We start from the raw sequence: 12,195 nt of genomic DNA, 5'->3' as shown, positions 1-12,195 counted from the left end.
TTTAACTAGGCGCCGATGCAAGAGCAGTCCCAATTATACCGCAATAATTGGGACTGTTATTTCTAGCAGAAGACGGGTTATCCAGGACGATTTTTTTGTCTGACAGACATGTGCAAATAGAGCCAGAAATGGACAACAGAACTAGTAAATGCAAGATCGTTCCACAGGCAGTCGGTATTTCGGCCAACTGTTCATACTTGGAAATCGAATAGTACATAGCTTATTTGACCTTCCTGTCTATGATCTGGAGGCTGTCTTTTGGAAAACGGTTTTTTAACCAAAGACGTAATTTTAATTGTTGTACTTCAGCTAAAGGATTTTTTGACGCATAGATAAAGGCAACGACATTTGCTAAACTATCTTTTTTTGCATAATACTGTTGTTGTCCTATGCTATAGGATTGTAGTTCTGGAAAAAGTACTGCTAGATCTTTATCTAATTGTGGGCTTGCTACCTGATATTTCGCAAGTTCATTGTTGAGCGCCCGTATGGTTAAATCTTTATCATTTACAGCAGCACTTCGTTTGTCGATTTCACTAAGAATAGTTGTTTTTAAATCGAGGCTATCCTGTCGAATGATCAGATCAGTTTGCGCGATACCAAATGATTCCATGGATTTTTTCAAAGCCGCGATTTCTCGGTCACTAAATTTCTTCGCTAAAAAGGCTAATTCTAAACGTTTCGGTTTAGTGAGCAATTTTTCGTAGACGACCGTGTAACCTTTATCACTAAATTGTTGCTGAACAAATTGTTTAACCTTATTCGTGTATTTCTTCTCTTGTAGTAGATTATAGGCGAAGTATAAGCTTGGTATTACTAAGGCAAGAATAATCAGTGTGATGCTCTGACTTATTCTTTTTTCCCTTTTTGGATCAACATAATGTTTCTTGGGATATCTGAGGTATTTTACGATCGTAAATGTCGCTATACATATAAATACACAATTGATGATGTAGAGGAATAAAGCCCCAGCAAAATAACTTAGATTTCCAATGGCCAGTCCATAGCCTGCGGTACAGAGCGGAGGCATCAGCGCTGTCGCAATGGCCACGCCTGGTATTGGATTCCCTTTATCTACCCTGGTTATGGCGATAACCCCGACCAATCCGCCAAAAAGTGCAATAAGTACATCATAGATATTGGGCGAGGTACGCGCGAGCAATTCCGATTGCGCTTCTTTAAATGGGCTCAGGAGAAAATAGCAGTATGATACAATCAGACTGATCAATGTTGCGATCAGTAAATTCTTGATCGATTTCTTTAAGAGTTGAAAATCAAATGTACCCAGCGCAAAACCAGCTCCCACGATCGGTCCCATCAACGGGGAAATAAGCATAGCACCAATGATTACCGCGGTTGAATTTACATTGAGGCCGACAGAGGCAATAACAATCGCACAGGCCAAAATCCATGCATTGGCACCGTGGAATGAAATATTGTTGATCACATTGTCAAGAACGGCTTCTTTTCGTTCCTCTCCTGGATGTAAATCAAAAAATTGGAGTATCTTATTCATAACAGATTGTTTTTCTCTATGCGAATATACATAAGAGAACTGATTGTTCTTAAATGAAAGAAGTTTGCTAACTTAGAAAAACCGAATAGGTAGCGTTACCATTACAGGATGAGTTTAGCAAGGATTCAACAGATCATTAGATACATTGAAAAACATTACGATAAAGACCTTTCCATTGAAAGACTGGAGTAGCTGTCAAATTATTCCTGCCAAAATACATAACGCATATTAAAGGGATGTTCAATGAATCGATTGGGGCCTTTCAAAAACGATTAGAACTTGAAAACGCGTATAAAAAACTGATTTATACAAATGAATCTATTAGCACGATCGCTTACGCGGTTGGCTTTGATAGCTTAAAACCTTTTTCCAAATATTTCAAAAAACAATTTGCACATTCGCCTAGTGATGCACAGAGTGAAAAGGCGAGCATTTTCCGGGATTTTATTGCTGGAATAGCAGTAGAACATCAATCTATACATCATTATATTGTCTTTTTGAGGGCAGAACAGGATATTAACAAACTATATGCAGCAAAAAATAGTGCGGATATCTCTTACCAGATTGTCAAACTTCCGCTAACGCAAAATAATGTGGAAACTGCGTACCAGGAAGAGTCGTCATCGGTATTGATGTTCGAAATCTATACGCTAATGGCGGAATGATTCACTGTGTTACCCAGCAACAACCTCAATAATTTACTTCGAGGATCTAAATTGGAAAATCGCTACTCTTATAATTAAATATCTTTTTTTGACTTAAGTCAATGTTTAGGGAAAAGCAGCTGCTGATCTTTGTCCTCTGACTATGAAACCACTGAACAAGTAATGTCCTTTTTTAGCGCTTTACTTGTTCAATGCACTTTATCAGGGTGTAAGCCTTGATAAAGTGTTTTTATAACATGATGGGGGCAGCGGTTGTACATAATGCCATCCTGTGATATAGGATGCCATATAACATATTGATTAAATTAAAAATGATGGAGAATCTATTGGAAGTATTTGGTAGTAATGCACATGAAAGAGTTGAACGTGCGCTGACAGAACTCCGTAAGGGAAGAGGTATTTTACTCATTGACAATGAGGATAGGGAGAACGAAGGTGATCTTATTTTTTCGGCTGAAAAAATGAACCATGGGGATATGGTGCAGATGATCCGCTATTGCAGTGGTGTAATCTGTCTATGTCTGACGCATGAAAAAGCAGATGAACTGGAATTACCTTATATGGTCAATGACAATTCAAGTCCATTTCAAACGCCGTTTACGGTTTCTATCGATGCAAGATTGGGTGCTACAACTGGGCTTTCGGCTGCGGATAGGCTTGCGACTATAAAAGCAGCCTCTGCGATTGGCGCCAGCCCTGAAGACCTGGTGCGCCCGGGGCATATTTTTCCGTTAAGAGCTCATGCCGATGGCGTACTGGGTAGAAACGGACATACGGAGGGTAGTATTGACCTGATGCGTTTGGCAGGTTTACAGCCGTTGTCGGTATTATGTGAACTTATGAATGCGGATGGTAGCATGTCACGTTTGCCGCAGATTGTGGCATTCGCATTAAAGGAGGAGCTTACTGTCTTGTCAATAGCAGATATTATCGTTTATCGCCAATCGAATTAAGCAGAAAGTTGATTAGTCATGATCACAAATTATATTGTTTATGAATGAGAAAGATTCAAAAAAAATACGTTCGGTATTTACTGTGAAAGACAAAAAATACCTAACTCCACATCTGATTCGGGTAGTTTTTGAGATTAACGAAGAACAACTTGTCTGGCTTTCGGGTGTTCGATCCGGTTCCAATAATAAACTGTTTATTTCAACATCGGATGACGAAAAGCCACAAGTAAGAACCTATACAAATCGTCAAATAAATCTTGTCGCAAAGGAACTCGCTATTGATTTTGTCCAGCACGGAGATAATGGCCTGGCATCAGCGTGGGCGATAAATGCCGTGGTTGGGGACCGTTTGGAAATCGGTATGAAAGAAAGTATGAGGCCCTTGGTTCCGGATGCCGCACATTATTTAATTGCTGGTGATGCCACCGCTTTACCTGTCATTGCGGCTATTTTGGAACAGCTACCCTTAGGAGTGAAAGTCAAGGCCTTTATAGAAGTTGCGACAAAAGAAGATGAACTTGTGCTTTCTACGATTGCCGATGTAGATCTCGAATGGATCCATAACCCACATCCCGAACAGGGAAGTGTACTCGCAGAGCGCGTAAAGGCATTTGAATTTGATGACAATGGTTTTGCCAGATATATCTATCTAGCAGCAGAATATGATATCATTAAAACTTTGCGCCATTATTTTCGTGTCGAAAAGTGCTGGAATACAAAAGAGATGTATGCCTGTTCGTATTGGAAAATCGGTGCCAAAGAAGGAGAGCATTCGGATGAAATAAAACCCTAAAGCTTGATCATTACGATAGATTTGTCCTTGCAATTTTGCTAACTTTGCTGTTTCGCGACTTAGGACAAATGCATGGACAATCTATTGATATCATATATAACAAGTAAGATAACTGTAACAGATGAAGAACTTAGTACTATACTCGGTTTTTTCAAACCTATCAAATTAAAGAAAAATGAACTATTGCTGGCGAATGGAGAGATTAGCCAGCGTTCTTTTTTTGTTGTCAAGGGTTGTCTACGGATCTTTTTTATTAATGAAAATGGACAGGAAGCGATACGTTATTTTGCTTTTGAAAACCAATTTGCGACCGCCCTTGTCAGCTTTATTACCTCAGAAGAATCCGAGGAATTTATTCAGGCTGTTGAAGAATCTGAAATCTATGCCATCAGTCATAAAGATTTCTACCATTTGTTGAACGTTGTTCCGCAATGGGAGAAATTTTATCGGATTTACCTGGAAATAGCCTATGTTACCAATACCAGACGCTTAATGTCTTTCCTTATGCAGGATGCGCTGGAAAAATATCGACAATTGTTGACAGAAAATCCGATGATCGTCCGTAGAATGTCGAATAAAATGGTCGCATCTTATTTAAATATTTCGCAGGAGACACTCAGTCGCTTGAAATCGAAATTGTAGTTTTTTGTGTTGCGTTCATTTTTAGCAAAAGGATGGAATGTTCTCGGATGCTTTTATTAGGGTCGTTTTACCTGATACGGCATATGTGTTCATTATTGGACAGTCAAACGTTCATTAATGGACATCTAAAAGAAGGTGTTATTTTAAGTTGTTGTGATTCAGTAAGTAATAATATTGGTAGATTAGTTGAATTTGCTTTAATTATTAAAATAGCCGTCAAATACAATAATAACCTGGTTCGGTAAAGATTTCGATTATCGCGTCATTGAATAACAACATATGAAAATTAAAATAGTACTATCCGCGATATTGATCGCCTATTGTGCACAATCGCAAGCACAGAAAATCAATTTTAAATGGGAAAAGGATTCTATTGGTGAGAGACTGATCGACAAAATTGCGATGAGCGTACCGGTCACTATAGAAAATAAGACTTATGCTTTTCAGTTTGACCTGGGGGCTAATGCGACATTAATTTATGATCAATGCTTCTCTGACGCGGCATTTATTAAATCGAAAAAGATAGATCCTACTTCTGATGCGGGAGGGCATACTATTTTTACCATTGATGACCAAAGTTTTAATATTGGTGACTATCCGATAAAGAATCATAAGCTCTATGGTCTACTGAATCATAGTCAAGGGGAATCTTGTGGAACAGTTGGAGCAGATGTCTTTCAGGGGAAATGCCTAATTATTGATTTCCCAAAGCAAAGCATTACTGTTGTTAACGAAGTGGATAAGGATATGGACCGCAAGACGGCATTCGTACCAATGAACATCGTCAATAATAAAGCAATAATCCCCTTGAAGATCGATGGTAAAACGTATAATTTTTTATATGACAGTGGTTCAAGTATATTTCCGATCGTAAGCTACAGACAGAATTTCGATCGTTTAATCACAAATGCAAAAGCTAAAGATGAACTGAATATTCGAAATTTTAATAATCCTCTTATTGTAAAATCTGTTGAGATAAATACGGCAGTCCAGATCGGAGATAACACATTTGGTTTGAAGGAATTTTGGTATACTGAAGATGATTTCTTCTCCTTTAAACAAGATAATATTGATGGGATTATCGGCAATATCTTCTTTATGGATAAAACGATTGTTATTGATTTTAGAAATAAAAGATTTGGCATTATAAAAAAGTAGACAGTTGTATTTTAATCTTCAGATGTATCAGATTGATATCTGATAAAAGAAAAGGCCAGCTCATCTTTTGATGGGCTGGCCTTTGTTAGATAGTATTGTCTTCGGAATTTAATTTTCAAGCTGTTCTTTATTCTTTCGTCTGAAGGCTGAATATACGATAATCACACTGATTGTCATTAGAATAAACGCGAGGAAAAAAGGCGCTCCGGAGAATTTGAATGGCGCATTATCATGTGTAAAAAAGTAAAACAGATTGGTCATCATTGGAGGGCCTATAATCGATGTTGCACTCATTAAACTGGTTAACGCTCCCTGAAGTTCTCCCTGTTCATTCGATGGGACATTTTTAGTAATGACAGATTGCAGTGCAGGACCACATATTCCACCTAGGCAATAAGGGATAAGAAAGACAAACATCATCCAACCTTGATTGGCAAATGCAAACAATAAGAGTCCTATCGCATAAAAGATCAGTCCATAATAAATGCTTTTTTGCTCACCGAGTTTTGGTGTGGTCCAACGTATTAAGACGCCTTGTACCAGACCGATCAATAAACCGATGACCCCAAGTGAGATACCAACCATTCTTTCGGTCCAGTTAAATTTGTACATGGTAAAGAAATTCCAGTTACTCTGTACGGCATGGCCCGCAATATAGATCAGGATCAATGCGACGATCAAACCTGAAATTTCGGGGTGTTTTCCCAAAAATCGAAAGGATCCGATGGGATTTGCGCGCTTCCAGTCAAAAGCCCGTCGCTTATCTTTGTCTAAACTTTCGGGCAGAATAAAATACCCATACAGAAAATTCAATAGACATAAACCTGCGGCAGCGTAAAAAGGAACTCGTGCACCGTAATGGCCAAGCAATCCTCCGATGACGGGGCCAATAATAAAACCCAATCCGAAGGCAGCACCAATTAATCCAAAGTTTTTGGCCCGATCCTCATCGGTAGAAATATCCGCGATATAAGCACTGGCGGTTGTGAAACTTGCTCCGGTCAATCCTGCAATAACCCGCCCCAAAAATAGCCAACCTATCGAAGGGGCGAGGGCGAGAAAAATGTAGTCTACTGCAAAGCCGAATAAAGAAATCAAAATAATCGGTCTTCGTCCATATTTGTCACTCAGATTACCTACTACAGGAGAGAATATAAACTGTGTAAAAGCATAAGCGAAACCCAGCCAGCCACCGTACTTTGCAGCTTCACTGATGTCGCTGTGGATCAGTTCTTCAATCAATTTTGGAACCACTGGAATGATAATACCCCATCCTGTGATATCGATAAGTAAAGTGATAAATATAAAGCCTATGGCGGCCTTTTTCTTGGAGTTGTCAATCATGGCCTAAAAATAGAAAATTCCTGAAAAAATTCACCTAAATTTTAAAAGGTTAATTTGTGGTAAACTATTGGACTAATTGAGAAAGTTGATCGATAATGCCACTGTGCATGTTGTAGGTTTCAAATCTACTGGGAAAAATAAGTTGTATTGTACCTATATTCAGCACTTAAATAGTGTGGCAAACAGCATGATGTCGTACCGGGAAGTTACAGGAATTGGCTATAAAGCAAAGTTGATTTGCTTCGTGATGTAGTGATGTCGCCAATACTATTTTATCAGGATCTGAAATAACCACTTCTGGAAACAGATCAACCTGCACAAATCTGCCACTTGCATCAGGGCTGGTTTCTAATACCGCCTCGGCATTGTCCGTGTACGAAATCACCTCGATGTTATTTTTGGAACATACATATAGATAAGACATCATATGGCAGGAAACAAGGCTACTCAGTAAAAGATCTTCAGGGTTATATAATGTTGGGTCACCCTTGAAAGCTTTTGCCGCTGAGACCTGTAAATCTGCCTTGCCCTGGATGGAAATCCGATGGCTCTTATTATATACCTTTGGTAAGGATGTAGACTGTTCCTGATGAAACCATGTTAAACTGGCCTTAAAGTAATGTTTGAAACTCATTCTATGAAATAGCGCTTTTATTAATTTCTACTTATGATACCAATACTATATTCGAACAAACGAAATATAATCTGTGTTGATCGGATCAAGTCCATTTGTTCTCATTTCTGAGGCTATCTGCGCTCTGTGATAAGTGCCATGATTAAATACATGTAACAGGATGTCTCCAAACGAATTCTGGAACTGTTCATGCTTTGTATTGGTATAGGATATGATTGTAGCGATCTCAGCAGCATCAGCGTAGACCTTTTCCTTAAATCCCGAAGAAGCCAGTTGATGGTAGTGTTCACATGTTAATAAACTATGCTCATCCCAAACACCTACGGGAGGTTTTTCTCCATTCAGTCGATATAACCATATCAGCTGTGCATTCATTATATGACTGAATAATTGTAAACAAACTGAAGGAGTTTTTTCGGCTTCCTGTTTCATTTTCTCGATGAGCAGGTTATTCGCCCAATCGTTATATAACCATAATTGTATTAGCGGAGTTGACATCTCGAATTACTTAGTTGCGGTATTAAATATACGTAAGTTAAGTATATAAAGGTGGGTTGAAGCATTAATTTTATTGCTGTCCGGTAAGTTAAGTTCACCCACAAACGAACAATAATTGTCCGCAAACGGACATATAATATGATTTTAAAATTATTTAATATATTGTTTATCAGTTGTTTGTTTGAATTGTCGGGCAGATTGATTATGGATTTAACCTGATGAGCAATTATGTCAAGACAGCCTTCCGCAGTCTGATAAGAACGAAGGGATTTACAGCGATCAACATCATCGGCCAGGCTGCGGCGATGCTGATTACATTATGGGTAGATTCTTAGCTTCATTTTGATAGGGGGTATCCAAAAACAGACCGTCTTCATATCGTCGGATCTATCGGTAAAAATAATCAATCCATACATGCTTCATTGGCTAATCCTGTGGATTGTTTAAGGGACGAATGATAAGCTGAAATGATTATCTTTGCGGATAATTGAAAAACACTGAATGGATAGTAAAAAAGTTTATAGGGTCATTGGTTACAATGTATTGTATATTGCAACCAATCTTTTGTTGTATTATCCATTCGATATGAAATCGACAGGACTAGGCTTTTGTGCTGTTGGCTTGGCCCTGATCAATTTATATTATTTTCTGGAATGGAAAAAAGATGCCAAAAAAGTGGAGTTTGTACAAAAGTACAAAGCTGTTCATCAGCGGTCCTTGAGTAAAGCCACAATAAATTACAAAGAGACATATACTGTAAGTTCAAGTATATTAGCGATGATGATTTTTGGGTCAATTATTTGCTTTTCGGGAATTGGTATGTTTTACGAGAAATCAATCTTCGGTGTTTTCGTCTTGTTTCTTGGAGGGAAATTTCTACTGATTCCATTTACAGAGAAAACAACCATTAAGTTGGCTCCTAACGGGATATACATGAGTGATTATCAGTTTGTGTTTATCAATGATATCCAGGAAATTAATTTTAAACGCTACCTTGGAAAGAGTAAATGCGAAATGTTTCTGAAGATAAAAGATCCGGCATTGTATGGCTTAAAAGATTCACGTATAGCTGTTCCAATTGGGGGGGATATGAAACAGGTTGAGCACTTGATTGTCGTCGTGAAAAAGTTATTTTCAAATATACGGATATCTCAAGATATTTAAATATTCGTTTGATCGAAATAAATTTATTATTTTTAGTAATCTTTTGATTAATAGACTTAAAGGAAAACTTGATGAGAACTTCTTTACTGTGTTTATCGATGTTTTTACTATTTCCTATTTTGACCTTTGCTCAGAATAATTACTTCATTACAGGCAAAGTAGATCAGTTGAAAGATAGCAGTAGGCTTTTTCTGGTTTATAACAGTGATGGTGTCTCGTTTGTTGATTCCACAGAAACGAAAGGGGGACGCTTTACGTTTAAGGGGCAGCTCGCGTATCCGGTTTATTCTGCGCTTTATCTCCATAAAAACCCCTATGTGAACAAGCTACAGCCCAGTGAGAAGCTGGATTACTTCCGCTTTTATCTGGAAGCTGCTCAAATCGGGATGAATGCGAAGGATTCACTAAAAAATATTGTAATGAATGGATCCAAACTCAATACGGAAAATGCAAAGCTTCTAGAGATGAAAAAAACTGTTGACAATAAATTCGACGCATTAAATAAAGAATTTTCCAAACTTCCACTAGAACAACAGAAAGATTCTGTCATATTTGCCCAGTTTCTCGCACGGGAAATGAATCTTATGGATGAAAATTACAGTGTCTACCTGGATTTTGCTAGAAGCCATCCCGATTCATACCTCAGTGTAATTGGTTTAAGTTTTGTCGCAGGTCAGGAGAAATTTTATGCATCGGCCAAGTCAGCGTTTGAAGGTCTTTCGAGTAGGCTAAAAGAAAGTCCTCTGGGCAAGGTGATTCCGTTGCAACTGGAAGCCCAGTCCAAGACCAAAGTCGGGCAGCAGGCGCCAGACCTAACGCTCAAAAACCCGGAGGGGAAAACCATCAAAATTTCGGATTTTTCGGAAAAGTATTTACTCTTGGATTTTTGGGCGAGTTGGTGTGGTCCTTGTCGTGCAGAAAATCCGAACCTTGTAAAAGCTTATCAAAAATATCATGACAAAGGATTTGATATACTGGGAATCTCCCTGGACGATGCGGCACGGAAAGCTGCCTGGATCGATGCAATAAAAGGAGATAGCCTATTATGGGCTCAGGTTTCGGATCTAGGGGGCTGGGACAGTTATGCAGCAAAAATTTATGGAATTAATGCTATTCCTGCCAGTTTTCTGCTCGATCCGAAGGGTAAAATAATCGCCCGTAATCTAAGGGCTGAGGAATTACAAAATATGCTGAAGAGGATCTTCGCGGATCTACCGACTCCGTAAGATCGCTATCTTCCTATCCAAAATATCCCTGTAAATTGGGCTTTTACAAAACATGACATTTTGTTCCAAAAATAAGTATGAAAAATTGCCTACAATTGCAAGCGATTTTCTATCTTGCGCCTTTAATTAGAGATCACATGGCTATAAGATATTCGGGCTGTAAGCAGGTTTAACTGAGTGCTGGATGCTTTAAAAATTTATTTTTTCAATTGTATCTTATTTTGATACAGGTGACAGAATGAACGCGTCAGGTCATCGGTGGAAGAGCGGCCGATTATTTTTGTTTTAGATATTATTCGACTTATTTGATGGATGTTTTTTTTGAATTTCTAAATAACCTCACAAATCCAGACTGGATTGTTTCCCATGGAGGTTTGTATCTTCTGTTGTTTATTATTTTTGCTGAGACAGGTATACTCATTGGCTTTTTCCTTCCTGGAGATCCTATTCTTTTCATTGCAGGAATGATTGTTTCCAATATGAGCATTTCGCCTTCGGAACAGGTGCCTACCTTACTATATTGGATTGTGCTTGTATCGTTGGCTGCAATTCTGGGTAACTTTGTTGGATATTGGTGTGGGAAGATCTTTGGGAAAAGAATCATGAGCATGGAGGATAGCTGGTTTTTCAAAAAGAGCTATATCTTTAAAGCACAGGAGTTTTACGAAAAAAGGGGCGGAGGTGCTATTGTGCTTGCAAGGTTTCTTCCTATTGTTCGGACTTTTGCTCCAATTGTCGCTGGTATTGTTGGGATGGAGTTCAGAAAATTTGTGTTGTACAATGTGATTGGTGCGGTTGTCTGGTCAGGGAGTCTAGTTACACTTGGTTATTTGTTAGGTGAGAATGTATGGGTGAAGGAGAATCTGGAGCTTGTTATTATCGTTATCGTTTTGATAGCAACGGCACCAGTCATTATAAAAGCATTTACTTCGAAAGACAAAGCAAAGATTGCCCAATAAGATATTGATCATCTTCCTAAACCAATAGGAAGACTATATGATGCAATAACAATTAAGATGATCGTCCACTTTGTAGGGGTGATCCGCTATTTGTTTGATTTCATCGCCTTCACTTTCTTTGTGGTCGCGTCATTTATAAAATTTCGGTACTCTTTGGTTTCCATTCCATAGCCTGCTATTTTGCCATCGTGATTACTATGGATTCCAAACCCATAGATTTTTGTAAGTGGAGATGCACGTAGGCAAGCTTGCCCTTTTGAAAAGAATATATTCTTTGCCTCTTGATAGTCTGCTTCATTAAGTGCGTTGCGATCAGCATAAATCTGAAAAAGAAGTTCATCGGAAGTGTATCTATATGGAAATTGTGTGATCAGTTCATATTGTATTTCCGCTATTGTCTTTCTATTTCTTATAGGAGGGACTGTTCCTTTGGATACTTGTGTATCTTCAGCTACTTCAATAAATGTGTCAAAGTAGTTGGTGGAATGAAATTTCATATGTTATTTTTTAGGTGTACTGTCACAATAATTCAAGAAATAAGATGGGAGCAAAATAGGTATTCCTATGGAGTTGTCAAAAGTTTTTAAGGAAATTATTATCTGTATTATTACTAATTTCATCTGTGTTTTAAACATTTTTTTTC

Annotated in this window: 13 protein-coding genes and 1 pseudogene; 9 read left to right on the top strand and 5 right to left on the bottom strand. The window is 38.3% G+C overall.

Annotation, left to right across the window (positions count from 1 at the left end):
- Window positions 1-220: 220 nt before the first annotated feature.
- A complete protein-coding gene (locus AC07UV_RS09755; protein WP_495183559.1) occupies window positions 221-1,516 on the bottom strand; it encodes a DUF389 domain-containing protein in 1,296 nt (431 codons plus the stop codon).
- A gap of 236 nt (window positions 1,517-1,752) precedes the next feature.
- Here AC07UV_RS09755 and AC07UV_RS09750 point away from each other — a divergent pair.
- From AC07UV_RS09750 to AC07UV_RS09725, 6 genes and pseudogenes are all read left to right on the top strand, one after another.
- Window positions 1,753-1,917, top strand: a pseudogene (locus AC07UV_RS09750) (helix-turn-helix domain-containing protein); the annotation flags it as partial.
- A gap of 221 nt (window positions 1,918-2,138) precedes the next feature.
- A complete protein-coding gene (locus AC07UV_RS09745) occupies window positions 2,139-2,213 on the top strand; it encodes an agmatine deiminase family protein (RefSeq protein WP_408022397.1) in 75 nt (24 codons plus the stop codon).
- 279 nt (window positions 2,214-2,492) lie between these two features.
- On the top strand, window positions 2,493-3,134 hold the full coding sequence (ribB, locus tag AC07UV_RS09740) for a 3,4-dihydroxy-2-butanone-4-phosphate synthase (protein ID WP_495183558.1): 642 nt from the start codon (window positions 2,493-2,495) through the stop codon (window positions 3,132-3,134).
- Between the two features lie 40 nt (window positions 3,135-3,174).
- A complete protein-coding gene (locus AC07UV_RS09735) occupies window positions 3,175-3,927 on the top strand; it encodes a siderophore-interacting protein (RefSeq protein ID WP_495183557.1) in 753 nt (250 codons plus the stop codon).
- Between the two features lie 72 nt (window positions 3,928-3,999).
- Window positions 4,000-4,569, top strand: coding sequence for a Crp/Fnr family transcriptional regulator (locus AC07UV_RS09730; protein WP_495183556.1), 570 nt, complete (start codon window positions 4,000-4,002; stop codon window positions 4,567-4,569).
- Window positions 4,570-4,848: 279 nt separating this feature from the next.
- On the top strand, window positions 4,849-5,727 hold the full coding sequence (locus AC07UV_RS09725) for a pepsin/retropepsin-like aspartic protease family protein (protein WP_495183555.1): 879 nt from the start codon (window positions 4,849-4,851) through the stop codon (window positions 5,725-5,727).
- Between the two features lie 108 nt (window positions 5,728-5,835).
- Here AC07UV_RS09725 and AC07UV_RS09720 read toward each other — a convergent pair whose 3' ends face one another.
- The 3 genes from AC07UV_RS09720 to AC07UV_RS09710 form a co-directional block, all read right to left on the bottom strand.
- Window positions 5,836-7,071, bottom strand: coding sequence for a TCR/Tet family MFS transporter (locus AC07UV_RS09720; RefSeq protein WP_282254242.1), 1,236 nt, complete (start codon window positions 7,069-7,071; stop codon window positions 5,836-5,838).
- Window positions 7,072-7,237: 166 nt separating this feature from the next.
- Window positions 7,238-7,705: an OsmC family protein gene (locus AC07UV_RS09715; protein ID WP_495183554.1), complete on the bottom strand. Its 468-nt coding sequence runs from the start codon at window positions 7,703-7,705 to the stop codon at window positions 7,238-7,240.
- A gap of 45 nt (window positions 7,706-7,750) precedes the next feature.
- Window positions 7,751-8,203: a DinB family protein gene (locus tag AC07UV_RS09710; RefSeq protein ID WP_495183553.1), complete on the bottom strand. Its 453-nt coding sequence runs from the start codon at window positions 8,201-8,203 to the stop codon at window positions 7,751-7,753.
- Window positions 8,204-8,704: 501 nt separating this feature from the next.
- On the opposite strand from AC07UV_RS09710, the gene AC07UV_RS09705 reads away from it, so the two are divergent.
- From AC07UV_RS09705 to AC07UV_RS09695, 3 genes are all read left to right on the top strand, one after another.
- Window positions 8,705-9,367 carry a hypothetical protein gene (locus tag AC07UV_RS09705; RefSeq protein ID WP_495183552.1) on the top strand — a complete coding sequence of 221 codons (663 nt, stop codon included), beginning with the start codon at window positions 8,705-8,707 and terminating at the stop codon, window positions 9,365-9,367.
- Between the two features lie 71 nt (window positions 9,368-9,438).
- Window positions 9,439-10,593, top strand: a complete 1,155-nt coding sequence (locus AC07UV_RS09700; protein ID WP_495183551.1) for a redoxin domain-containing protein — start codon at window positions 9,439-9,441, stop codon at window positions 10,591-10,593.
- Window positions 10,594-10,901: 308 nt separating this feature from the next.
- Window positions 10,902-11,552: a DedA family protein gene (locus AC07UV_RS09695; protein WP_172394057.1), complete on the top strand. Its 651-nt coding sequence runs from the start codon at window positions 10,902-10,904 to the stop codon at window positions 11,550-11,552.
- 86 nt (window positions 11,553-11,638) lie between these two features.
- Here AC07UV_RS09695 and AC07UV_RS09690 read toward each other — a convergent pair whose 3' ends face one another.
- Window positions 11,639-12,049 (bottom strand): DUF6157 family protein, encoded by a 411-nt coding sequence (locus AC07UV_RS09690; protein ID WP_282254248.1) that lies wholly within the window; start codon window positions 12,047-12,049, stop codon window positions 11,639-11,641.
- Between the last annotated feature and the right edge of the window lie 146 nt (window positions 12,050-12,195).

Source organism: Sphingobacterium sp. GW821-FHT03E03 (genome assembly GCF_059420745.1).
Note: the sequence above shows the minus strand (reverse complement) of the source record. Positions and strands in the feature narration are given on the sequence as shown.